The sequence below is a fragment of the Stenotrophomonas sp. 220_Sma genome, from assembly GCF_056487375.1.
In genome coordinates this window covers 2,118,004-2,141,591 of record NZ_CM151348.1, presented here as the reverse complement: position 1 = coordinate 2,141,591, position 23,588 = coordinate 2,118,004, and the positions used below count along the sequence as shown (strand labels likewise).

The window sequence follows — 23,588 nt, the reverse complement described above, 5'->3', positions numbered from 1 at the left end:
AAGTGGCAAACAAGGCACTAGCGACTTAATCCCCTCCGTCCCCTTTTTTCATGCAGGCAGGCAGTGCTCCACGATCAGCTGGATGGCGCTGCCGCCGCGATAGTCATCGCAGGCCAGCCGGTAGGCGAGATGCACATGGCGGCCCGGCGCGTTGCCGTGCCAGCCACCGAAATGGATCGCGTTGATCGTGCCGGGTACGCCGGGCAGGCGCAGCTCCAGCTTCAGGTGGCGCTCTTTCAACACGCGCCAGTTGGCCACCTCGAAGTGGCCATCGAACAGCGGTTCGGGGAAGCCCTGGCCCCACGGCCCAGCCAGGCGCAACGCATCGGCGTGGCGATGATCCAGCTCGTCCGCGGCCAGTTCGCCGTCGCTCAACACCTGCTGCTGCAATGCCGCGGGGTCGAGCATTTCCAGCACGACAGCCACGAAGGCCGCCTTGAAGTCATCGACGTGATCAAGCCGCAGGCTGAGACCGGCCGCCATGGCGTGGCCACCGAAGCGTTCGATCAGGCCCGGATGGCGCGCGTCGACCAGTGCCAGCGCGTCACGGATATGCAGGCCGGGAATCGAGCGCGCCGAGCCACGCAGCGTGTCGGCACCGGGTTCTGCAGGCGCGAAGGCGATCACCGGGCGATGCAGGCGATCCTTCATCTTCGACGCGACCAGGCCGACCACGCCCGGGTGCCAATCGGCGTCGAACAGGCAGGCCGCCACCGGGCGCTGCCCGGCCATGTCCAGCACCACGCGGGTCAACGCCTGCTCGGCATCATCGGTCATCGATTGCTGCACCGCGCGCCGTTCCGAATTGATCTGCTCCAGCGTCTGCGCGATCTCGCGCGCCTGGCGCGGGTCTTCGGTCAGCAGCAGCGCGATGCCCAGCGCCATGTCTTCCAGCCGGCCCGCCGCGTTCAGGCGCGGGCCGAGTGCGAAGCCGATATCGGTGGCGGTCAGTCGCGCGGCATCACGGCCACTGGCTTCGATCAGCGCACGCAGGCCGACACAGCCCTGCCCTGCGCGTAGACGGCGTAGGCCCGCACTGACCAGCGCACGGTTGTTCGGATCCAGTGCCACCAGGTCGGCAACGGTGCCGACCGCCACCAGGTCCAGCAGCGTGGTCAGGTCCGGCCCCTTGCCATCGGCAAAGACGCCGGCCTCGCGCATCTGCCGGCGCAGCGCCATCAGCACGTAGAAGATCACGCCGACACCGGCCAACGACTTGCTGGGGAAGGCATCGCCGTCCAGATTCGGATCAACGATGACATCGGCAGGCGGCAGCTGCGGGCCGGGAAGATGATGGTCGGTGACCAGCACCTGCCAGCCACGCGCCTTGGCCGCAGTCACACCCGCATGGCAGGCAATGCCGTGATCGACCGTGACCAGCAGGTCCGGCTGCAGCTCGGCCAGCTCCTCCACCAGCGACGGCGACAGGCCATAGCCGTGCACCATGCGGTTCGGCACCGCGTGGAAAACATGCTGCGCGCCGAGCATGCGCAGGCCGCGCACACCGACCGCACAGGCGGTAGCACCATCGCAGTCGAAATCGCCGACCACCAGGATGCGCTTATCGTTGGCGATGGCCTCGACCAGCAGGCCCACTGCATCGTCGATGCCGGTCAGCAGCTCGGGCGCATGCAGGCTGCCCAGCTTCGGCAGCGCCAGTTCGGGTGTGCCTGCACCACGACTGGCGTAAAGCCGCGCCAGCAGCGGCAGCGTGCCCTCCGGCCAGCTGCCGGGCGCGACCGCATCGCGGCGGCGGATCATCGGCGTATCAGAGGAGGAATGCGCAGCATCGGCGGCAAGGGACATCGGCATCGCCGGGTTACGGAAGACCCGCACATCATAGCGTGCGACCTCCGCCCCGGTCGGCTGCCTCTGCGGACGCAGGTCTCTGACTCTTGACAGAGCAGTTGGTTTTCGCGGGCGCATCTTCCATGCTTGCCTGCCCTGCAACGAACATCTTCCAATGCTTCGCACTCTGCAGACCGCGCTGTTGGCGCTCGTCGTGGCCCCGGCCGCTTACGCCGCCACACCTGAGCCCAAGGCGGGGGTCGAATTCGAGCACAACGACTGGTCGCTGGCCTGTGACAACACCCGCACCTGCCGCGCGGCTGGATACAGCCCGCAAGCTGCAGGTAACCTGCTCAGTCTGATGCTGGAACGCGCAGGTGGTCCGGGCACGAAGGTGTTCGCACGGCTGCGCAATGGCGAGGACGGTGTAAGCCCAACGCCAACCGGAGCGCTGCGCCTGCGCCTGAACGGCAAGCACCTGGGCCCGGTGCGCGACACGGGCGACGGGGACAAAGAGTTGTTGCAGCAGGCACAGACCGATGCACTGGTCGCCGCACTGCCCCGCCAGGCACGCATCGAGATCATCGACGGCAAGGGCAAGGTCTGGCCGATCTCCGACAGCGGTGCAGCGGCCGTACTGCTGAAGATGGACGAGGCACAGGGCCGGCTGGGCACGCCGGGTGCGCTGGTGCGACGCGGCCACAAGGCCGAAGCGAACGTGCCTGCGGCATTGCCGGTGCCGGTGATCATGCGCGGCACGCTGGTGGAACCGCGCGCCGCGGACGCGGCGCTGGCGAAAGCACCGGGCCTGCGCAAGGCGTTGATCGGCAGCTTGCCGAAGCCGGATGTGTGCGGTCGCCTGAGCGATGGGGGGAAAGATGAGATCGAGATCCAGCGACTGGACGCCCAGCATGTGCTGGCAAGCACCAGCTGCTTCGTGGGGCCCTACAACATGAGCAACGGCTACTGGGTGGTGCGAGACAAATCGCCGTACCAGGCGACCTTTGTCACCGACCTGGCCGAAGATTTTGACCGCGATGACGCTACGTTGCGAGGCCGTTTCCGGGGCCGCGGTGTCGGTGATTGCATCTCCGCAAATGACTGGGTCTGGGACGGCGAGCGCTTCGTGAAGAGCAGCGATTTCACGACTGGCCAGTGTCGCAATATGCTCGGTGGGCACTGGACGCTGCCGACGGTGGTCAGCGAGGTTCGTTGATGCCGGCAGGGCTTCGCCCGTTACCTGCGCTAGTGCCGGCCGCTGGCCGGCAACCCCGGCAAACGTCCAGGGTCAGAGCCGTTTTCCGATGGAAAACGGATCCGATCCCGCTCAATCGTGAAGCTGCCGCGGCTTTTTCCAGAACTGCCAGCGCTGGCCACGATCCAGCTGGAACTGCAGGCCATCCTCGAAATCCAGCACCAGTCGCTGCAGCTCGCCACGTTTCAGCGCGGCCAGCAGCGGACGGATCGCATCATTGCCGAGCTGCTGCAGGGAGCGCAGCTGGCGCAGGTCGACCAGTGCATCCACCGCCTGCTCGCCATCCACGGCCACGCCTGCCGCCAGAGCCAGGCCCTGCAGCAGGGCATCACGACTGCGCACCTGCGCATGCGCCGTGCTGACCGACACCGGCATCACGCCGCCACCCCAGAACCACAGCGAATTGATCGGCTGTTGTCCCTGCGCGGCGCGCTGCTGGTTCCAGGAATGGTTGTGCAGCAGCACCTGCGCTTCGGTCATGAGCGCCCGCCAGCGGCGGCCACCCTCGCCTTCCGGCAGGTGCGAGAACAGGTCATCGCCCAGCACCTCGTCCGGACTGTCGAAGTCCGGCAGGGCCAGGTCGATCGGAAGCCGCAGGTACCAGCGCGAGGGATCGGGCGCGTCGAGCACGAACCCGGCATCGGCGAACAACGGCTGCAGCACCGGCAGCAGGGCCAGGCTGTCGGCCAGCGTCGGCCGCAGTGTTTCGCCATAGGCCATCATCCGCGCACCGTGCATGTCCGGCACCATGCAGGCCGGATCGGCACGCAGCCAGCACGCGCCGGCAGCATCGCCGACGTCACGCTGGCGGCTCAGTGCGGCCACCGGCCAGTGCGGCGCGGCGACCGTGAAATGGCGCTGCAGCTGTGCCCGCTCGCCGGCTTCGAACTGCGAGGCATTGGCGCGGCCCAGGGCACGCGCCACGTCATCAGGCAACGCAGCCGCGGCAAAGCGGCTGCGTGCCGGCAACAGCAGGGTCGCCGTTGCCACCGGGTCAGTCCACGTAGCTGACGCTGACGATCTCGTACTCGCGCTGGCCGGCCGGGGCGTCGATCACGATCGAATCGCCTTCCAGCTTGCCGATCATCGCGCGTGCCACCGGCGAGGAAATCGCGATCAGGCCCAGCTTGATGTCCGCTTCCAGGTCACCGACGATCTGGTACTTCTTCTCTTCGTCGGTTTCCACGTCGGCCAGGGTCACGCTGGCACCGAACACCACCTTGGAGCCGGCGTTGAGCTTGCTCACGTCGATGATCTCGGCGTGCGACAGCTCGCCTTCCAGCTGCTTGATGCGGCCTTCGATGAAGCCCTGTTCCTCGCGCGCGGCGTGGTACTCGGCGTTCTCCTTCAGGTCGCCATGCTCACGCGCTTCAGCGATCGCGGCGATCACCTTCGGGCGCTTGACCGACTTCAGGTGATCCAGTTCGTCGCGCAGCTTCTGCGCGCCCTTCATCGTGATGGGGGCTCTCATGCATTCAACTCCTTGTGCAGCTCCTGCAGCGACCAGACGGGGCCGGTGCCACGGAATTCCAGTGAATCCACCAGCGCCTTGGCGCCGGCAATGGTGGTCGAGTAGGTGACGCGGTGCTGCAGCGCCTCGCGACGGATCGAGAACGAGTCGTTGATCGCCGAACGACCTTCGGTCGTGTTGACGATGTAGACGATCTCGCCGTTCTTGATCGAGTCGACGATGTGCGGACGGCCCTCGACCACCTTGTTGATGATCTCGCAGTCCATGCCGTGCTGCTGCAGCCACGCGGCGGTGCCGCGGGTGGCGACCAGGCTGTAGCCACGCGCCAGCAGTGCCTTGGCCACCGGCAGCACGCGCTTCTTGTCCGGATCGCGGACCGAGACGAAGGCCTTGCCGACCGGCGGCGCCTTGATGCCACCCGCTTCCTGCGCACGCGCGAAGGCGGCGTTGAAGGTGCGGCCCACGCCCATCACCTCACCGGTGGAGCGCATCTCCGGCCCGAGGATCGGGTCGACGCCCTGGAACTTGGCGAACGGGAAGATCGCTTCCTTCACCGAGTAGTAGTCCGGCACGATTTCCTTGGTCGCGCCCTGCTCGGCCAACGTCTTGCCGGCCATGCAGCGGGCGGCGATCTTGGCCAACGGCATGCCGGTGGCCTTGGACACGAACGGCACGGTGCGCGAGGCACGCGGGTTCACTTCCAGCAGGTAGATGGTGTCGGCACCTTCATCGCTGGTCTGGATCGCGAACTGGGTGTTCATCAGGCCGACCACGTTCAGGGCCTTGGCCAGCTCCACCACCTGGCGGCGCAGTTCGGCCTGGGTTTCAGCCGACAGCGAGTACGGCGGCAGCGAGCACGAGGAATCGCCCGAGTGCACGCCGGCTTCTTCGATGTGCTCCATCACGCCGCCGATCAGGACGTTGCCCTGCGCATCGGCAATGATGTCGACGTCGCACTCCACGGCATTGTCGAGGAAGCGGTCCAGCAGCACCGGCGAATCGTTGGACACCTTCACCGCGTCGCGCACGTAGCGGGCCAGGTCGGCTTCGCCGTAGACGATCTCCATCGCACGGCCGCCCAGCACGTAGCTCGGGCGCACCACCAGCGGGTAGCCGATCTCGCGGGCCAGCAGCAGGGCTTCCTGGTCGTTGCGGGCGATGCGGTTCGGCGGCTGCTTCAGGCCCAGCTTGTCGACCAGCTGCTGGAAGCGCTCGCGGTCTTCGGCCAGGTCGATGGAGTCCGGGCTGGTGCCGATCACCGGCACGCCGTTGGCTTCCAGCGCGCGCGCCAGCTTCAGCGGGGTCTGGCCGCCGTACTGCACGATCACGCCCTTCGGCTGTTCCAGTTCGACGATTTCCAGCACGTCTTCCAGGGTCAGCGGTTCGAAGTACAGGCGGTCGGAGGTGTCGTAGTCGGTCGACACGGTTTCCGGGTTGCAGTTGACCATGATGGTTTCATAGCCATCCTCGCGCAGCGCCAGTGCCGCGTGCACGCAGCAGTAGTCGAACTCGATGCCCTGGCCGATGCGGTTCGGGCCACCACCGAGGATCATGATCTTGTCGCGGTTGCTCGGCGCGGCCTCGCACTCGTCCTCGTAGGTCGAGTACAGGTAGGCGGTGCCGGTGGAGAACTCACCGGCACAGGAATCGACGCGCTTGTAGACCGGGCGCACCTTGTGCGCACGACGGAGCGCGCGGATGGCGGCTTCGTTGGTACCAGTCAGCTGCGCCAGGCGTGCGTCGGAGAAACCGGCGCGCTTCAGCTTGCGCAGGCGTGCAGCGTCCAGCGCGTCGATGCCACCAGCAGCGACTTCAGCCTCGGCAGCGATGATTTCCTCGATCTGGTCCAGGAACCAGTGATCGATGAACGACAGCGCGTAGATCTCTTCCACGCTCATGCCGGCGCGGAACGCATCGGCGACGAAGAACAGGCGCTCCGGGCCCGGGGCCTTCAGCTCGCGACGCAGGGTCTGCAGGTCTTCTTCGTTGCTCAGGTCCAGGCCGGTCGGGTCGAAGCCGACCTTGCCGGTTTCCAGGCCACGCAGCGCCTTCTGCACCGACTCCTGGAAGGTACGGCCCATCGCCATCACCTCGCCCACCGACTTCATCTGGGTGGTCAGACGGGCGTCGGCAGCCGGGAACTTCTCGAAGGCGAAACGCGGGATCTTGGTGACGACGTAGTCGATCGACGGCTCGAACGAGGCCGGGGTCAGGCCACCGGTGATTTCGTTCTTCAGTTCGTCCAGGGTGTATCCCACGGCCAGCTTGGCGGCGACCTTGGCGATCGGGAAGCCGGTGGCCTTGGAGGCCAGCGCCGAGGAACGCGACACGCGCGGGTTCATCTCGATGACGACCACGCGGCCGGTCTTCGGGTTGATGCCGAACTGCACGTTCGAGCCACCGGTATCGACGCCGATCTTGCGCAGCACGGCGATGGAGGCATCGCGCAGGCGCTGGTACTCCTTGTCGGTCAGGGTCTGCGCCGGCGCCACGGTGATCGAGTCACCGGTGTGCACGCCCATCGGGTCCAGGTTCTCGATCGAGCAGACGATGATGCAGTTGTCCGCGGTATCGCGGACCACTTCCATCTCGAACTCCTTCCAGCCCAGCACCGACTCTTCCACCAGCACTTCGGTAGTCGGCGACAGTTCCAGGCCGCGGCTGACGATCTCGACCAGCTCTTCGCGGTTGTAGGCGATGCCGCCACCGCTGCCGCCCAGGGTGAAGCTGGGGCGGATGATGGTCGGGTAGCCGACGCGGGTCTGGATCTCCAGCGCTTCGTCCAGGGTATGGGCGACGGCGGCGGTCGGGCATTCCAGGCCGATCTCACCCATGGCGACGCGGAACAGCTCGCGGTCTTCGGCCATGCGGATCGCTTCGCGTTTGGCGCCGATCAGCTCGACGTTGTACTTCTCCAGCACGCCGTTGTCGGCCAGGTCCAGCGCGCAGTTCAACGCGGTCTGGCCACCCATGGTCGGCAGCAGTGCATCGGGCTTTTCCTTGGCGATGATCTTCTCGACCGTCTGCCAGTTGATCGGCTCGATGTAGACGGCGTCGGCCATCTCCGGGTCGGTCATGATCGTGGCCGGGTTGCTGTTGACCAGCACCACGCGGTAACCCTCGTCACGCAGGGCCTTGCAGGCCTGGGCGCCGGAGTAGTCGAACTCGCAGGCCTGGCCGATGACGATCGGGCCAGCACCGATGATGAGGATGGTCTTGAGGTCAGTGCGCTTGGGCATTTTCTTCTCTAAGTCAGTACAGCGTGACAAGGGGGGTGATCGCACGCTGTCGATCAGGAATCTTGATCCGCAGCGCCGCGCCAGCGGCAGCAGCGTTGCGGGGTTTACGGTCCATCGCGACGCCACCGGGGGGCCGGCGGCGTACTGATCACGCCTTGGCCTGCTCCATCAGCACCACGAAGCGGTCGAACAGCGGACCGACATCGGTCGGGCCCGGCGACGCTTCCGGGTGGCCCTGGAACGAGAACGCCGGCACGTCGGTGCGGGCGACACCCTGGTTGGTGCCATCGAACAGCGAGCGGTGGGTCACGCGCAGGGTCGCCGGCAGGGTCGCTTCATCGATCGCGAAGCCGTGGTTCTGCGAGGTGATCATCACCCGGCCGCTGTCCAGGTCCTGCACCGGGTGGTTCGCACCGTGGTGGCCGTGGCCCATCTTCATGGTCTGCGCGCCCGAGGCCAGGCCCAGCAGCTGGTGGCCAAGGCAGATGCCAAAGGTCGGGATCTTCACGTCGATGAAGGTCTTGATCGCTTCGATGGCGTAGTCGCACGGTTCCGGGTCACCCGGGCCATTGGACAGGAACACGCCGTCCGGCTTCAGTGCCAGCACTTCGGCGGCCGGGGTCTGTGCCGGCACCACGGTCACTTCGCAGCCGCGCTCGGCCAGCATGCGCAGGATGTTGGTCTTCACGCCGAAGTCGTAGGCCACGACCTTGTATTTGGCCGGCACGCTGACGAAGGCGTTGGCATCCAGGTCCAGCTGACCCTCGGTCCAGGTGTAGGTCTTCTCGGTAGTGACGACCTTGGCCAGATCCATGCCCTTCAGCCCCGGGAACTTGCGGGCGGCTTCCAGTGCCTTTTCCACGTCGATGTCACCGGCCATCAGCGCACCGTTCTGCGCGCCCTTCTCGCGCAGGATGCGGGTCAGCTTGCGGGTGTCGATGCCGGCGATGGCGACCACGCCACGCTGGATCAGCCAGTCCTGCAGCGACACCTGGCTGCGCCAGTTGCTGGGACGGCGGGGAACATCGCGCACGATCAGGCCGGCCGACCACACCTTGGACGCTTCATTGTCCTGGTCGGTCATGCCGGTGTTACCGATATGCGGATAGGTCAGCGTGACCATCTGCCGGGCGTAGGACGGGTCGGTCAGCACTTCCTGGTAGCCGGTCATGGCGGTGTTGAACACCACCTCACCGACGGACAGGCCGGGCGCGCCTACGGATTCGCCCTCGAATACGGTGCCGTCTTCGAGGACGAGGATTGCGGCTTGGGTCACGGGAATCTCACTTTGGCTACCGAGGGGGCTGCCGAAGTCACGCCTGCGCTTCACGGAAATCCGGTTGCAAAAAAGCGCGGACGTGCGGTCTGGGACCGGTCCGGCTTTCGTGATTCGGCGAGTGCGAATTGTAGCGCTGCCGGGGCGCTCGCGCCAGCGGTTATCGCACTTCATGAACAGGCGATTGCGCATTCATTTCAATCCGGCGGCGTATGCGGGCCGCCATGACCCTGGTAGACGCCAACCTTGGTTGGCGCTTCCCGGAAAGCCTGCCAACCAAGGTTGGCATCTACCATCGGCCTGGACCGTTACCGGGGGCCGTCCAGCAGGTCCCGCACCCGGTAGCTGCCCGGGGCGCGGCCCTGCAGCTGGCGGGCGGCAAACAGGGCGCCGCGGGCGAAGATGTCGCGGTTGGTGGCCCGGTGCACCAGCTCGATGCGCTCACCCAGGCCGGTGAACTGCACCAGATGCTCGCCGACGATGTCACCGGCACGCAGGCTGGCGTAATGCGGCTCCGCCCCACCCCGCTGCGCGGCCGCGCCCAGGGTCAGCGCGGTGCCCGACGGCGCGTCCTTCTTCTGCGTGTGGTGCGATTCGACGATGTCGCAGTCCCAACCGGCCAGCGCCTGCGCCGCGCGCTCGACCAGCTCGTCCAGTACCGCCACGCCCAGGCTGAAATTCGACGCCCAGACCAGCGGGATGGACGCCGCCGCGGCCTCCAGCGCCTGCCGCTGTGTGCTGGAGATGCCAGTAGTGCCCGAGACCAGGCCCGCACCCCGCTCCACGCACAGCGCCAGCATCGGGTCGAAGCCCTCCGGCAGGCTGAAGTCGATCGCCACATCGAACACCGGCGCGCCAGGCAGTTCGCTGGCCGCGAAGAACGGCACGCCGTCGACCACGCGCTGGGTCGGCGCACGGCCGGTTACCGCAGCCACGATCTGCAGGGTTTCGGGATGTTCGGCGGCCAGCCGCAGCAGGGCCTGGCCCATGCGCCCGGAGGCACCGTGAATGAGCAATCGCAGGGGAGTCTGGTTCATGCCTGCAGGCTAGCGGCAGCACGCCCGCTCCGGCAAGCGCCATCGCTGCTACGCTGCATGCCCTTTCATGCAATGGATGGCAGCTCCTTCATGCAGATCAGCGAACAGCTGGTGCTGGTCACTGGCGCCGGCCGCGGCCTTGGCAAGCACATCGCCCGCGCCTTCGCTGCGCAGGGTGCGCGCGTCATCGTCAACTACCACCGCAGCGAAGGCACCGCTCGAGCGCTGGCCGCCGAGCTGGGCGGACAGGCAATCGCACTGCCTGCCGACGTCACTGATCGCAACCAGGTCGATGCGATGCTGCAGCACGCCCTGGCCCACTTCGGCCAGGGCGTCACCACGGTGGTCAACAACGCACTCGCAGCGTTCTCGTTCAATGGCGATGCCCGCGACGGCGCCGCCGATATCGGCTGGCCGGCCTTCCAGGCGCAGTTCGAGGGCAGCGTGCGCGGCGCGCTGAACACCGTGCAGGCCGCCCTGCCCGGCATGCAGGCCCGCCGCTTCGGCCGTGTGATCAACATCGGCACCAACCTGTTCCAGAACCCGGTCGTGCCCTACCACGACTACACCGCCGCCAAGGCCGCACTGCTGTCGCTGACCCGCACACTGGCCGGCGACCTCGGCCCGCACGGCATCACCGTCAACATGCTGTCCGGCGGCCTGCTGCGCACCACCGATGCCAGTTCCGCCACGCCCGAAGCGGTGTTCGACTACATCGCCGCCAACACCCCGCTGCGCAGCGTCACCACCCCGGCCGAATTCGCCGATGCCGCGCTGTTCTTCGCCAGCCCGTGGTCACGCGCGGTGACCGGCCAGAACCTGGTGGTGGATGGCGGATTGGTGCGGGACTGAGCCGATGCGCATCTCCGAGGTCAGCCGCCTGACCGGTGCCAGCGCCAAGGCCATCCGACTGTACGAGGCGCGCGGCCTGCTGCCGCCGGTGCCACGACTGAACCGCTACCGCGACTACAGCGAACAGGATGTGGCCTGGGTGCAGCTGATCCGCCAGGCGCTGGGGCTGGGTATCACGCTGGCGGCAATCTCGCGCCTGCAGGGCCGCGACGGGCGGCTCGACTGGCAGGCAGTGCTGACCCTGCTTGAGCAGCAGCGCAGCCGCATTGCCAGCGAGCGGGCACGGCTGGCGCAGGTCGAGCTCGACCTGCAGCAGGTCAGCGACGAACTGCAGCAGTGGCTGCTCTCCGGCAGCAATGACTGCGTGCTGGAACCCAGCGGCTGCACGACCCAGGCTTGACTCTGCCCTTGGGGCAGACCGCAGCCTCGCGCACTTTCCATTGCCCGAGGTTGCCGTGTCCCGTTCCATCCTGATCCTGCTCGGCCATCCCGACCGCGACAGCCTGTGCGGCGCCCTCGCCCAGCGCTACGCCACCGCCGCCGAGAATGCCGGCCACCGGGTGCGCTTGATCGCATTGGGTGAACTCGAGTTCGATCCGGTGCTGCGGCATGGCTATCGCCAGATCCAGCCACTGGAAGCCGATCTGCAGGACGCCGCCGATGCGATCGAGGCCTGCGATCACCTGGTGCTGGTCTACCCGACCTGGTGGGGCGCGATGCCGGCGTTGTTGAAGGGCTTCTTCGATCGCGCGCTGCTGCCGGGGTACGCCTTCCGCTACCGGCGCGATTCGGTGTGGTGGGACCGGCTGCTGGCCGGGCGCAGCGCGCGGGTGATCACCACGCTGGATACGCCGCCCTGGTACTACCGCTGGATCTACCGCGACCCGGGCATCACCCAGATCCGCGCCACCATTCTGGAATTCTGCGGCATCCGCCCGGTGCGGGTCAGCCGTCTCGGTGCGGTGCGCAGCAGTACCCCAGCACAACGCAGCAAGTGGCTGGCGTTGGCAGCAGAGCTGGGTTCACGCGCCAGGTAGATCCACGCCATGCGTGGATGAAATGCCGGCCACATTCCATGTGTCGCGTTTGCCAATTGACCGCCAGGCACCGTGCCTCAAGGCTGTGGGCACTTCTTACGGCCCAGGCAAAGCCCATGAAATCCTCGACTGTCTTCAGCAAGTGCGCCAGGAAGGCCGGCTTTTCCGGCACGTCGACGACCCGCTACCGCTTGCTGGATGCCGCCCTGCTTGTCGTGAATCACCAACGCGCCAGTGAAAGCCGGGGCTTCTATGTGAATGCCGGGCTCTACTTTCCAGAGCTGCTCGAGTATCCCCTTGCACCTGACGATCTTGAAACAGCTTTCAGGTACCGCTCCAGCATTCCCACGCCCCATGTCGACTGGCGGATCGAAGAGACGCCCGGCCTGCGCCGGGCTTTCATCCAGCAGGATCTGGATGATCTGCTGGAGGCCGGCAATCGCGATGGGATGAAATGCCTGCTGCTCGATGCCCTTGCCGACGTGGCGGGCTTCGCGACAACCCATGGAAACCGGGAGTCGGTGCGGCGGTTGAATCAGAACGGGAACTTCCGCGCGCTCATCCGCAGAGAGGTCTAGTAGATCCACGCCATGCGTGGATGGACTCCAGGAGTGTGCGGACCAAGGTTCGCACCTACCAGGACACATTCAGTGCTGTTTGGGCGGCGTCGGCCCGCAGCTGTCGCAACCGCCACAGGCGCCACCGCCTCCGCTCACCGGCGGTGCGATCTTCCGCCCCAGCGCCTGCAGCCAGGCAGCGCGGCCCGGCTTCAGCAGGGCCAGCGCCAGCGCCCCGCGCAGCTTGCGCACGGTGCCGGGGAACTGCTTCTTCAACACCACCCAGGCACTGACCAGCACGGCCACCGCAATGATCAGGTACTGCAGCAGCAGTCCACGGTCCATCAGCCGCCTCCCAGCGCCTTGGTCACCTGGTAGGTGATCAGCGCCGCCACGTAGGCCCCAGCAAACAGGTAGAACGCCGAGAAGGCCATCGTCTTCCACGAATTGGTCTCGCGCTTGATGGTGGCCAGCGTCGAGATGCACATCGGGGCGTAGATGTACCAGACCAGCAGCGACAGCGCGGTGGCCAGCGACCAGCCGTCGCTGATCAGCGGGGTCAGCGCCTGGCTGGCGGCATCGTCATCGGCTGCGGACAGCGCGTACACGGTCGCCAGCGAGGACACCGCCACTTCGCGCGCGGCCAGGCCCGGAATCAGCGCAATGCAGATCTGCCAGTTGAAGCCCAGCGGCGCGAAGAACACCGCCATCGCATGGCCGATCTGGCCCGCATAGCTGTAATCGATGGCCGGCATGGTGGCGCCGGCCGGAGCCGCCGGGAACGACAGCAGCACCCACAGCAGGATGGTCAGCGCCAGGATGATGCCGCCGACACGCTTGAGGAAGATCATGCCCCGCTCGTACAGGCCGACCGCCAGGTCGCGCACGTGCGGCAGGCGGTATGACGGCAGCTCCAGCATCAGCGGGTGCTCGCTCTTGTCGCGGCGCCACTTCTTCATGATCCACGACATCGCCAGCGCACTGAGGATGCCCGCCGCATACAGGCCGAACAGCACCAGGCCCTGCTGGTTGAACACGCCCCACACCGTCTTCTGCGGGATGAACGCGCCAATCAGCAGCGCATACACCGGCAGGCGTGCCGAGCAGGTCATCAGCGGCGCGACCAGGATCGTGGCCAGGCGGTCACGCGGGTCCTGGATGCTGCGCGTGGACATGATGCCCGGCACCGCGCAGGCGAAGCTGGACAGCAGCGGGATGAACGAGCGGCCGGACAGGCCGGCGGCGGCCATCATGCGGTCGAGCAGGAACGCCGCACGCGGCAGGTAGCCGGATTCCTCCAGCACCAGGATGAAGAAGAACAGGATCAGGATCTGCGGGAGGAACACCACCACGCCACCCACACCGGCGATGATGCCGTCAGTCAGCAGGCTGGCCAACGGGCCTTCCGGCAGCACGCTGCCAACGAAGGCACCAAGCCAGGCGAAACCGGCCTCGATGCCATCCATCAACGGTGTCGCCCAGGCATACACCGCCTGGAAGATCAGGAACATCACCACCGCCAGGCTGATCAGGCCGAACACCGGGTGCAGCAGCCAGCGGTCCAGCGCGTCGTCGACTTTGGCGGTCCGTGCCGGCATGCGCACGGCCACCGACAGGATCTCGCGCACCTTGGCGTGGTAGTCGATGCCACCTTCCGGGCCCGGCACCGGCGCATCCAGGTGCGGCACCATCGCATCGAGGCGCTCGACCAGGGCCTTGGCGCCCTGCTTGCGCACCGCCACGGTTTCCACCACCGGCACGCCCAGCTCGCGCTCCAGCGCGGCCACGTCCACCTGGATGCCACGGCGCTGGGCCGCATCGACCATGTTCAGCGCAACCACCATCGGCTTGCCCAGCTCGCGCAGTTCCAGCGCGAAGCGCAGGTGCAGGCGCAGGTTGGTGGCGTCGATCACGCACAGCAGCACGTCCGGTGCAGCCTCGCCCGGGTAGAAGCCCCGGCACAGGTCACGGGTGATTGCCTCGTCCAGGCTGGCCGGGTGCAGGCTGTAGGCGCCCGGCAGGTCGAGTACGGCGAACTCGCGGCCGGACGGCGCGCGCAGGCGGCCTTCCTTGCGCTCGACGGTGACGCCGGTGTAGTTGGCAACCTTCTGCCGGCTGCCGGTCAGCTGGTTGAACAGCGCGGTCTTGCCACTGTTGGGGTTACCGACCAGCGCAATGCGCAGGGGCGCGGTAGAAGTTGCAGCGGTCATGCGCGACGCTCCTGGCGGTTGGCGTCGACCACGACGCGCTTGGCTTCACTGATCCGCAGCGCAAACCGGGTAAACCCGACCTGCACCAGCAGCGGCTCGCCACCGACCGGGCCCTTGGCCACCAGGCGCACTTCCTCGCCCTTCACGAAACCCAGCTCGCGCAGGCGACGGGCGATGGCATCGTTGGCATGGAGGTCCTGCACGGACTCGACCACGGCCGAGGCGTGCAGCGGCAGTTCGGACAGCGTCATCTAGCGCATTCTCTGCTGGATGTAAATGGTTCTCGATTCTAACATTCCCGCGTCGCGTCATGGCCCATGACCAATGGCCCGCTATGATCCATACAGGTATGGAGTGACCCTGGAATCCCATGAACGATGCTTTGCAGATCGAGCGCAGCGGCGCCGTCCTCACCCTCTGGCTGAACCGGCCCGAGCTGCACAATGCCTTTGACGCCGGCTTGATAGCGCGGCTGACCGCCGCCCTCGAAGCCGCCGGACGCGACGACGCGGTGCGCGCGGTAGTGGTGGCCGGCCACGGCGCCTCCTTCTCGGCCGGCGCCGACATGCAGTGGATGCGTGGCATGGCCGCCGCCAGCGAGGCCGACAACCGCGAGGACTCGCTGGCCCTGGCGCGGCTGATGCGCACCCTGGACGAGCTGCCCAAGCCGACCCTGGCCCGGGTCCACGGCGCGGCCTTCGGTGGCGGCGTCGGCCTGGTCGCCTGCTGCGACATCGCCATCGCCAGCACCGCGGCCCGCTTCGGCCTGACCGAAAGCCGCCTCGGCCTGCTGCCGGCGGTGATCTCGCCCTACGTGATCGAGGCCATCGGCCCGCGCCAGGCCCGTCGCTGGTTCGCCACCGGCGAGCACTTCGATGCCGATACCGCGCTGCGCATCGGCCTGGTCCACCAGCTGGTCGAGCCGGAACGCCTGGACGAGGCCGTGCAACGCCAGCTGGCCCTGCTCGACAAGGCCGGCCCGATCGCTTCTTCCAGCGCCAAGCAGCTGGTGCGGCAGGTGCGTGACAGCCATGACCGCGATGCCCTGGATCGCGATAATGCCGCCCTGATCGCGCGCCTGCGGGTGTCCGCCGAGGGCCAGGAAGGCCTGGGCGCCTTCCTCGACAAGCGCGCGCCCCACTGGGTCACGGAAGCCTGAACATGCTCGATCATCTTGGTTTGACCAGCGCCGACCTGGCGCGCAGCAAGGCCTTCTTCCTGCAGGCGCTGGCGCCGCTGCAGATCGGCGTGGTGATGGAAGTCACCGCCGAACAGACCGGCGCGCACGACCACATCGGCTTCGGCAGCGAGGGCAAGCCGTTCTTCTGGCTCGGCAATGGCGGCACCGCCAGCCACGGTGTGCACGTGGCCTTCGCCTGCGCCAGCCGCGACCAGGTGGACGCCTTCCATGCCGCTGCCCTCGCCGCCGGCGGACGCGACAACGGCGCGCCGGGCCTGCGCCCGTGGTACCACCCCGACTACTACGGCGCCTTCGTGCTCGACCCGGATGGCAACAACATCGAGGCGGTCTGCCACCGCCCTGCCGACGAGGTGGCCGCATGAGCGACTACGTCCGCATCGTCGAGGTCGGCCCGCGTGACGGTCTGCAGAACGAAAAGCAGTCGGTGTCCACCGCCGACAAGATCGAACTGATCAACCGCCTGTCGGCCACCGGCCTGCGCAGCATCGAGGCGACCAGCTTCGTCAGCCCGAAGTGGATCCCGCAGTTGGCCGACGCCGCCGAGGTCTATGCCGGCATCCAGCGCCAGCCCGGCATCCACTACCCGGTGCTGGTGCCGAACGAACAGGGCTACGACCGCGCCCGTGCGGTGGGCGTGGAGGAAGTGGCGGTGTTCACCGCCGCTTCGGAGGCGTTCAACCGCACCAACACCAATGCCGGCATCGACGAATCGCTGGCCCGGTTCGAGCCGATCCTGCGCCGCGCCGCCGCCGATGGCGTGCGCGTGCGCGGTTACGTGTCCACCGTACTCGGCTGCCCCTACCAGGGCGAGGTGCCACTGGCCGACGTGGTGCGGGTGGCGCGTGCCCTGCACCAGATGGGCTGTTACGAAATCTCGCTGGGCGACACCATCGGCGTCGGCACCCCGCGCAAGGCTCGGGCAATGCTGCAGGCGGTTGCCGCCGAGATTCCGATGGCCGCACTGGCCGTGCACTTCCACGACACCTATGGCCAGGCCATCGCCAACATCGCCACCTGCCTGGAAGAAGGCGTGCGCGTGGTCGACAGCGCCGTCTCCGGCGCCGGTGGTTGCCCGTACGCGAAGGGCGCCAGCGGCAATGTCGCCAGCGAGGACGTGGTCTACCTGCTGCAGGGCCTGGGCCTGGACAGCGGCGTGGACCTGCCGGCACTGGCCGAAACCGGCCGCTGGCTGGCCGGCCTGCTCGGACGCGCCACCGCCAGCCGCACCGGCCAGGCGCTGGCCGCCGCCGGCTGACCGCCGCACTGCGCCGCCCTGCACCGGCGGCGCAGTGCACAACAGCGGCGGTCGCGGCTTCCGTTAGAATCGGCGGTTCTCGAACCTGCAGGACCGTGCAATGCAGCTGTCTTCCGTACGTGCCGTGATCACTGGCGGCGTCTCCGGCCTCGGCCTGGCCGTGGCCCAGCACCTCGTCGCCCAGGGCGGCAAGGTGGCCCTGTTCGACCTCAACGACGACAAGGGCGCCTCCGCCGTCGCCGATCTGGGTGCCGACAAGGCCCGCTACTTCAACGTCAACGTCAGTGATGAAGCGGCCGTCTCGGCAGCCATCGACCAGGCCCACGAGTTCCTCGGTGGCCTGAACGTGGCGATGAACTGCGCCGGCATCCTCGGCGCTGGCCGCGTGCTGGGCAAGGAAGGTCCGATGCCGCTGGCCGGCTTCCAGGGCACGGTGATGGTCAACCTGGTAGGCAGCTTCAACGTGGCCAAGGCCGCGGCCAACCGCATGCAGCACAACGAGGCCGGTACCGATGGCGAGCGCGGCGTGATCATCAACACCGCCAGCATCGCCGCCTACGAAGGCCAGATCGGCCAGGCCGCGTATGCCGCCAGCAAGGGTGGCGTGGTGTCGATGACGCTGCCGATGGCGCGCGAACTGTCGCGCTTCGGCATCCGCGTCAATACGATTGCTCCAGGCGTGTTCTGGACGCCGATGGTGGACGGCATGCCCGAGGCCGTGCAGCAGTCGCTGGCCGCCTCGATTCCGTTCCCGTCGCGCCTGGGCAAGCCGGAAGACTTCGCCAGCCTGGTCGGCTTCATCCTCGGCAACACCTACCTCAATGGCGAGACCATCCGCCTGGACGGCGCTACCCGCCTCGCTCCGAAGTGATTCCCCCCTGGCGCCGGGACGGCGCCCTCCCCCAACGACCTAGATCACCATGAAAGCCAACGACATCAAGAAGGGCAACGTCGTCGAGTACAACAACGGCGTGTACCAGATCCGCGACATCGAGCGCAGCTCGCCGCAGGGTCGCGGCGGCAACGTCCGCTTCCGCTTCATCATGTACAGCGTGCCGGGCGGCAACAAGCTCGACGCCAGCTTCGATGCCGACGACAACCTGGTCGAAGTCGAACTGCTGCGCCGCCAGTCCACCTATTCGTACAAGGACGGCGATGCCTTCGTGTTCCTCGATGACGAGGACTACACCCCGTACACCCTGGACGCGGACGTGATCGGCGACGACGCCGGCTACATCACCGACGGCCTGACCGGCATCTACGTGCAGGTGATCGACGAGCAGCCGGTGGCGATCCAGCTGCCTGCCTCGGTGGTGCTGGAAGTGATCGAGACGCCGCCGGAACTGAAGGGCGGCACCGCCACCAAGCGCCCGAAGCCGGCCAAGCTCAACACCGGCATCGAAATCATGGTGCCGGAGTACATCGTCAACGGCGAGCGCGTGCTGGTGAACACCGCCACCGGTGAGTTCGCTGGCCGTGCCGACTAAGCGCCTTGCGCTGATCGGTTGCCTGTCCCTGCTTGCGGCATGTTCGCCGCAGGCAGCGGACAATGCTGCCGACGCCACGCCAGCCGAACCGGCCGTGACCGCCGCACCAGCGGTGGAGGCACCGGCCGCCGTGGAGGCCATCGCCGAAGCGGAGCCCGCTACCGAGCAGCCCTCGGGCGAAGAGGACCTGGACAAGGTACGTGCAGCCGCAGGCTGTCCGGTCCCGGAGGATGTGTATGACGTCGACGACGTGCGCATCTACTGCGCGATGCCGGCCGACGTGCAGGCCTTCCTCGCGCGCGAGAACACCTGCCAGCATTTCGCCGGCGAAGAGCCGTACGACGACGAGCGTCGCCGCGAACTGGAAGAGGCCAGCGCGAAGTACTGCGAGGGCCGCGAGAAGATCTTCACCGATCTGGTCGCGCGTCATCGCGGTGACTGCGCTGTCCGCGCAGCGCTGATCGGGATCAACGGCCGCTATGACCTGGACTTCGGCCTCGACCTGAAGCCCTGCGGGGGCTGATCGATGCACGCCGGGCATGGCCCGGCGTCACCGATCCGCGGAATCGGGCGTTACTTCGCGCCGAAATTGCCGCAGCCGTGGTACTGGCGGGTGCCGATGGTCAGGTTCACCTTGGCCTCGAACGCCTCACCACTCATGTCGTCCTGGCAGGTGGTGCGCTGGAAGCTGAGCTTGACGTCGGAACCGTCGGACGCCTTGCCGCTCCAGCCGTCAGCGCCTTCGGTGGGTTTGGCCACGTCGAAGCGGCGCTCACCGTAATCGACTTCCACCTGCAGGCCTGGCGTGTCGCCATCTACGACCGCGAGCCACCCCGGTTCGTTGCCGGTGGCACGGAACGCGGCATTGCCGGCGCTGCCATCGCCTTCGGTGGCTTCGACCGCATGGCACTCGCGATCGGCTTCGCCCTTCAGGCTCAACAGGCCGTCATCGCTGCCCTTGGTCCAGAAGCTGTTGCCCTGGCCATCGCCATACTTCGCGCCCGACGCCGCACGCTCGGAAGTCATGGCGAAGGTACGTTCGCCGATCACTACCGTCGCCGCATCCTCGCCATTGAAGGTCGCGCGCACGTTCAGATCACCACACCGGTACATGGTCTCGCTGCCGGTACCGGCACCGGTACCGGCACCGGTGCTGGCAGCCGGTTCGGGCGCGGCCGGCGGCGCGGCATCAGTGCCGCCCGCAGCGGGTGGCTGTGCCGGCTGGCACGCGGCCAGGACCAACCCGAGGGAGGCTGCCAACAGACTGGGGACTACACGCATGGCTCGACTCCTTGTCGACACTACAGAGATCTTCGACCCTACCACCTGCCGGTGAGCGGGGCCTGAAAGCGGCCTGACCGCACTCACGCGGCCAGCACCGCCATCGACAGCAGCTGTGCGCCACTGTCGCCGGAACTGCAGGTCCAGACCCGCAGCAGGCGCAGTTTCAGCTCGCGCTCCTGGCCCTGCCCGCGCACCGACAAGCGCACGTCACTGGACAACAATGCCAGGCGTCCGCACAGCAGCGTTTCCACCGCGTACGACTGCAGGCTTCGCACCTGCAGGCTCCCGGCCAGCCAGTCACCCAGCCAGGGCAGATCGAGCATGCGCCCGCCCTGCCTGTCCATCATGAACAAGGCCGGCGATACCAGCGCGGTCAGCGCATCGTGGTCGTCATCCAGCAATGCCTGCCGCAGGCGCTGTTCCAGCGCTGCCAGCTGCCGCTCATGCAGATCTTCAACGATGTCCCGTTCCATCCACGGATCCTTCCGGCATCGGCCGGCGCCTGCGCAGGCGCTGCGCGATCCACTGCCGCGCGCCCTGCACCACTACATAGAAGACCGGCACGAAGAACACCGCCAGCACGGTCGCACTGACCATGCCGCCGAACACACCGGTTCCAATCGCCTGCTGGGTTTCCTTCGACGCGCCCTGTGCCAGCATCAGCGGCACCACGCCCAGCGCGAACGCCAGCGAGGTCATCACGATCGGCCGCAGGCGCAGCCGTGCCGCTTCCAAGGCCGCTTCGACCAGGCCACGGCCCTGCTGCTGCAGCTGGCGTGCGAACTCGACGATGAGGATCGCGTTCTTCGCCGACAGCCCGATCACCGTGATCATGCCGACCTTGAAGAACACGTCGTTGGGCATGCCGCGCAACAACACGGCGGCGACCGCGCCGAGCAGGCCCAACGGCACCACCAGCATCACCGCCAGCGGAATCGACCAGCTCTCGTACAGCGCCGCCAGCACCAGGAACACCACCAGCATCGACAACAGCAGCAGCCACGGCGCCTGCGCGCCCGACTCACGCTCCTGCAGCGACTGGCTGGTCCACTGCAGGGCGAAGCCGGACGGCAGTTTTTCGGCCAGCCGCTCCATCTCCGCCATGGCCTGGCCGGTCGACACGCCGGAGGCCGGGGCGCCGGACAGGTTCAGCGCCGGGAAGCCGAGGTAGCGCTGCAGCTGCAGCGGCGCCTCAGTCCAGTGCGGGGTCACCAGTTCGGACAACGCCACCATGCCGCCCTCGCTGTTCCGCACGTACAGCTTCAGCACGTCCTCCAGTTCCATCCGGTGCGAGGCGTCTGCCTGCAGGATCACCTGCTGCAACCGGCCCTTGTTGGGGAAGTCATTGACGTACTGCGAGCCCATCGCAGCCGACAGCGTGCTGCTGATGTGTTCGAAGCCCACCCCCATCGCCTCGGCCTTGGCCCGGTCGATGTCCAGCCGCACGCTGGTGCCTGCCGGCAGGCCATCGGCATGCACCTCGGACAGCAGCGGGCTGGCCTCGGCCAGCTTCAGCAGCTGCTGCAGGGCCGCGCGCAGTTCGGCCTGGCTCTGCCCGGTACGCGCCTGCAGGGCGAGCGAGAACCCGGACGAACGGCCCAGGCTGTCGATCGCCGGCGGCATCACGCTCATCACCTCGCCCTCGGCAATCGTGGACATCGCCTTCTGCGCGGCCTCCACCTCGCCGGCTGCGGTGGCGCCTGCGCGCTCGCCCCAGTCCTTGAGCATGGTGTAGGTCAGCGCCGCGCTCGGACCGGAGCCAGAGAAGCTGTAGCCAAGGATCGACTGGTTGGAGCCGATGCCCGGGCGTGACGCCACATGCCGCTCGTAGGCTTCGACCACGGCCAGCGTGCGCTCGGCCGTGGCTTCGGCAGGCAGCTGGATCGATGTCATGAAATAGCCCTGGTCTTCTTCCGGCAGGAACGCACCCGGCAACCAGTGCAGGCCCAGCAGCAGCGCCACCACCAGTGCGGCGAACACGCCCATCACCCGCCCACTGCGCTGCAGCACCGAGGCCACGCCACGCTGGTAGCGCCCGGTCATCGCCTCGAAGCCACGATTGAAGGCACCGAACAGCCCGACACGACCATGGTGTCCATGGGTATTCGGGCGCAGCAGGGTCGCGCACAGCGCCGGCGTCAGGCTCAATGCCAGCAGCGCCGAGAACAGGATCGACACCGCCATCGCCACGGTGAACTGGCGGTAGATCGCGCCCACCGAGCCGCTGGCCAAGGCCATCGGAATGAACACAGCGGTCAGCACCAGGGTGATGCCGATCACCGCACCGGTCAGCTCGCGCATCGCCTTGATGGTGGCCTCGCGCGGCGGCAGTCCTTCCTCGGCCATGATCCGTTCCACGCCCTCGACCACCACGATGGCGTCGTCGACGATGATGCCGATCGCCAGCACCATGCCGAACATGGTCAGCACGTTGATCGAGAAGCCCAGTGCCAGCATCACCGCGAAGGTGCCGAGCAGCGCGATCGGTGCGACCAGCGCCGGAATCAGCGTGTAGCGCCAGTTCTGCAGGAACAGGTACATCACCGCGAACACCAGCAGCATGGCCTCCAGCAGCGTCTGCACCACCTTCTGGATCGAGATCTTCACGAACGGTGCGGTGTCGAACGGAATGCTCGACTCCACGCCGCGCGGCAGCAGCGGCGCCAGTTCGGCCATGCGCTCACGGACCGCCGACGCGGTGCGCACTGCGTTCGCGCCAGGACGCAACTGCACGCCGGCGGCGGTGGCCGGGTGGCCATCCTCGCGGGTGCCCCACGCATAGCTCTGCGCGCCCAGTTCGACGCGGGCGACATCGCCCAGCACCACCCGTGAACCGTCTGCCCCGGCGCGCAGCACGATGGCTGCGAACTGCTCCGGCGTGGACAGCTGCCCATCGGCGCTGAGCGGCACGGTGATGCGCTGGCCCGGAACACCCGGCGAATCACCGATGCGTCCCGGCGAGATCTCCAGGTTCTGCTGCTCGATGGCGCTGGCCACATCGCCCATGGTCAGGCCGTAGCCGGTCAACCGGGCCGGGTCCAGCCAAACGCGCATCGCCTGTTCGGCACCGAACAGCTGCACGCGGCCGACGCCATCGATGCGGCGCAGCTCTTCGATGATGTTGCGCGCCATGAAATCGCCCAGCGCGGCTTCGCTGACGCTGGCATCCGGCGAACGCAGGCCGACCAGCATCAGGAAGCCGGAATCGGCGGCCTCCACGAACAGGCCGTTCTGGCGCACGCTGCGCGGCAGGCGCGGCTCGATCGCCTTGATCCGGTTCTGCACGTCCACCTGCGCCAGCTCCGGGTTGGTACCGGGCTTGAAGGTCGCAGTAATCGAGGCTTCGCCGGAGGTGTCCACCGACGATTCGAAGTACAGCAGGTGCTTGACGCTGGACAGCTCGCGCTCGATCAGGCCGACCACCGCATCATTCAGCGTCTGCGGGCTGGCACCCGGGTAGCTGGCATAGATGCTGACGCTGGGCGGTGCGACCGCCGGATAGCGCTCCACGGCCAAGCGCGGAATCGCCAGTACGCCGGCCAGGATGATGAAGATCGCCAGCACCCAGGCGAACACCGGGCGATCGATGAAAAAACGTGCCATGTTGGATTTTCCTGGATGGGCTGGCCCGGGAAAGGC

At 67.3% G+C, this 23,588-nt stretch carries 23 protein-coding genes; 11 read left to right on the top strand and 12 right to left on the bottom strand.

The features are described 5' to 3' along the window. Nucleotides 1–48: 48 nt before the first annotated feature. Nucleotides 49–1,806 carry a single-stranded-DNA-specific exonuclease RecJ gene (gene recJ, locus ACZLIB_RS10125; RefSeq protein WP_478469776.1) on the bottom strand — a complete coding sequence of 586 codons (1,758 nt, stop codon included), beginning with the start codon at nt 1,804–1,806 and terminating at the stop codon, nt 49–51. A 157-nt stretch (nt 1,807–1,963) separates the two neighbouring features. Here recJ and ACZLIB_RS10120 point away from each other — a divergent pair, with 157 nt between their 5' ends. Further along, nucleotides 1,964–3,004 (top strand): DUF1176 domain-containing protein, encoded by a 1,041-nt coding sequence (locus ACZLIB_RS10120; RefSeq protein ID WP_180860498.1) that lies wholly within the window; start codon nt 1,964–1,966, stop codon nt 3,002–3,004. 111 nt (nt 3,005–3,115) lie between these two features. Here the strand turns inward: ACZLIB_RS10120 and ACZLIB_RS10115 are convergent, their stop codons facing one another. The 5 genes from ACZLIB_RS10115 to ACZLIB_RS10095 form a co-directional block, all read right to left on the bottom strand. Further along, nucleotides 3,116–4,033, bottom strand: a complete 918-nt coding sequence (locus ACZLIB_RS10115) for a phosphoglycerate mutase (protein ID WP_049462102.1) — start codon at nt 4,031–4,033, stop codon at nt 3,116–3,118. A 4-nt stretch (nt 4,034–4,037) separates the two neighbouring features. Further along, nucleotides 4,038–4,502: a transcription elongation factor GreA gene (greA, locus tag ACZLIB_RS10110; RefSeq protein ID WP_026347191.1), complete on the bottom strand. Its 465-nt coding sequence runs from the start codon at nt 4,500–4,502 to the stop codon at nt 4,038–4,040. Between the two features lie 8 nt (nt 4,503–4,510). After that, nucleotides 4,511–7,753: a carbamoyl-phosphate synthase large subunit gene (gene carB, locus ACZLIB_RS10105; RefSeq protein WP_032128799.1), complete on the bottom strand. Its 3,243-nt coding sequence runs from the start codon at nt 7,751–7,753 to the stop codon at nt 4,511–4,513. 148 nt (nt 7,754–7,901) lie between these two features. Beyond that, nucleotides 7,902–9,029, bottom strand: coding sequence for a glutamine-hydrolyzing carbamoyl-phosphate synthase small subunit (carA, locus tag ACZLIB_RS10100; protein WP_032128798.1), 1,128 nt, complete (start codon nt 9,027–9,029; stop codon nt 7,902–7,904). Nucleotides 9,030–9,337: 308 nt separating this feature from the next. Beyond that, nucleotides 9,338–10,018, bottom strand: a complete 681-nt coding sequence (locus tag ACZLIB_RS10095) for a 4-hydroxy-tetrahydrodipicolinate reductase (protein WP_049400120.1) — start codon at nt 10,016–10,018, stop codon at nt 9,338–9,340. 138 nt (nt 10,019–10,156) lie between these two features. Between ACZLIB_RS10095 and ACZLIB_RS10090 the strand changes: the two genes are divergently transcribed. The 4 genes from ACZLIB_RS10090 (at nt 10,157) to ACZLIB_RS10075 (ending at nt 12,533) form a co-directional block, all read left to right on the top strand. After that, the gene (locus tag ACZLIB_RS10090) at nt 10,157–10,918 is read left to right on the top strand and encodes a 3-oxoacyl-ACP reductase (protein ID WP_434060514.1); all 762 of its coding nucleotides are present in this window, start codon (nt 10,157–10,159) and stop codon (nt 10,916–10,918) included. A 4-nt stretch (nt 10,919–10,922) separates the two neighbouring features. Continuing rightward, nucleotides 10,923–11,318, top strand: coding sequence for a MerR family transcriptional regulator (locus ACZLIB_RS10085; RefSeq protein WP_032128795.1), 396 nt, complete (start codon nt 10,923–10,925; stop codon nt 11,316–11,318). Between the two features lie 55 nt (nt 11,319–11,373). Then, nucleotides 11,374–11,955: an NAD(P)H-dependent oxidoreductase gene (locus ACZLIB_RS10080; RefSeq protein ID WP_279913338.1), complete on the top strand. Its 582-nt coding sequence runs from the start codon at nt 11,374–11,376 to the stop codon at nt 11,953–11,955. Nucleotides 11,956–12,071: 116 nt separating this feature from the next. Continuing rightward, nucleotides 12,072–12,533 (top strand): DUF4304 domain-containing protein, encoded by a 462-nt coding sequence (locus ACZLIB_RS10075; RefSeq protein ID WP_277779189.1) that lies wholly within the window; start codon nt 12,072–12,074, stop codon nt 12,531–12,533. 69 nt (nt 12,534–12,602) lie between these two features. Here ACZLIB_RS10075 and ACZLIB_RS10070 read toward each other — a convergent pair whose 3' ends face one another. Genes ACZLIB_RS10070 through ACZLIB_RS10060 form a run of 3 tightly spaced genes read right to left on the bottom strand, consistent with a single transcriptional unit; the run spans nt 12,603 to nt 14,973 of the window. After that, nucleotides 12,603–12,857 carry a DUF6587 family protein gene (locus tag ACZLIB_RS10070; RefSeq protein ID WP_049400125.1) on the bottom strand — a complete coding sequence of 85 codons (255 nt, stop codon included), beginning with the start codon at nt 12,855–12,857 and terminating at the stop codon, nt 12,603–12,605. Then, entirely contained in the window at nt 12,857–14,722 is a 1,866-nt protein-coding gene (feoB, locus tag ACZLIB_RS10065) for a ferrous iron transporter B (RefSeq protein WP_478469775.1), read from the bottom strand. The genes ACZLIB_RS10070 and feoB overlap by 1 nt, the downstream gene beginning before the upstream one ends. Continuing rightward, the gene (locus ACZLIB_RS10060; RefSeq protein WP_032128790.1) at nt 14,719–14,973 is read right to left on the bottom strand and encodes a FeoA family protein; all 255 of its coding nucleotides are present in this window, start codon (nt 14,971–14,973) and stop codon (nt 14,719–14,721) included. The genes feoB and ACZLIB_RS10060 overlap by 4 nt, the downstream gene beginning before the upstream one ends. A 119-nt stretch (nt 14,974–15,092) precedes the next feature. Between ACZLIB_RS10060 and ACZLIB_RS10055 the strand changes: the two genes are divergently transcribed. From ACZLIB_RS10055 to ACZLIB_RS10030, 6 genes are all read left to right on the top strand, one after another. Next, nucleotides 15,093–15,881, top strand: a complete 789-nt coding sequence (locus ACZLIB_RS10055; RefSeq protein WP_032128789.1) for an enoyl-CoA hydratase-related protein — start codon at nt 15,093–15,095, stop codon at nt 15,879–15,881. Nucleotides 15,882–15,883: 2 nt separating this feature from the next. Continuing rightward, nucleotides 15,884–16,285 carry a VOC family protein gene (locus ACZLIB_RS10050; RefSeq protein ID WP_478469773.1) on the top strand — a complete coding sequence of 134 codons (402 nt, stop codon included), beginning with the start codon at nt 15,884–15,886 and terminating at the stop codon, nt 16,283–16,285. After that, the gene (locus tag ACZLIB_RS10045) at nt 16,282–17,178 is read left to right on the top strand and encodes a hydroxymethylglutaryl-CoA lyase (RefSeq protein WP_149909265.1); all 897 of its coding nucleotides are present in this window, start codon (nt 16,282–16,284) and stop codon (nt 17,176–17,178) included. The genes ACZLIB_RS10050 and ACZLIB_RS10045 overlap by 4 nt, the downstream gene beginning before the upstream one ends. Before the next feature lie 100 nt (nt 17,179–17,278). Beyond that, a complete protein-coding gene (locus ACZLIB_RS10040) occupies nt 17,279–18,049 on the top strand; it encodes an SDR family oxidoreductase (protein ID WP_032128786.1) in 771 nt (256 codons plus the stop codon). Between the two features lie 49 nt (nt 18,050–18,098). Beyond that, nucleotides 18,099–18,665: an elongation factor P-like protein YeiP gene (gene yeiP, locus ACZLIB_RS10035; RefSeq protein WP_005409468.1), complete on the top strand. Its 567-nt coding sequence runs from the start codon at nt 18,099–18,101 to the stop codon at nt 18,663–18,665. Next, nucleotides 18,655–19,188 carry a hypothetical protein gene (locus tag ACZLIB_RS10030; RefSeq protein ID WP_478469771.1) on the top strand — a complete coding sequence of 178 codons (534 nt, stop codon included), beginning with the start codon at nt 18,655–18,657 and terminating at the stop codon, nt 19,186–19,188. The genes yeiP and ACZLIB_RS10030 overlap by 11 nt, the downstream gene beginning before the upstream one ends. Before the next feature lie 50 nt (nt 19,189–19,238). Here ACZLIB_RS10030 and ACZLIB_RS10025 read toward each other — a convergent pair whose 3' ends face one another. The 3 genes from ACZLIB_RS10025 to ACZLIB_RS10015 form a co-directional block, all read right to left on the bottom strand. Next, nucleotides 19,239–19,946 (bottom strand): COG3650 family protein, encoded by a 708-nt coding sequence (locus ACZLIB_RS10025; protein ID WP_478469769.1) that lies wholly within the window; start codon nt 19,944–19,946, stop codon nt 19,239–19,241. Nucleotides 19,947–20,029: 83 nt separating this feature from the next. Then, complete coding sequence (locus ACZLIB_RS10020) at nt 20,030–20,422, bottom strand: nuclear transport factor 2 family protein (RefSeq protein WP_478469767.1); 393 nt, start codon at nt 20,420–20,422, stop codon at nt 20,030–20,032. Beyond that, nucleotides 20,403–23,552, bottom strand: coding sequence for a multidrug efflux RND transporter permease subunit (locus ACZLIB_RS10015; protein ID WP_478469765.1), 3,150 nt, complete (start codon nt 23,550–23,552; stop codon nt 20,403–20,405). Before ACZLIB_RS10015 ends, ACZLIB_RS10020 begins: the two co-directional genes overlap by 20 nt. Nucleotides 23,553–23,588: the final 36 nt, after the last annotated feature.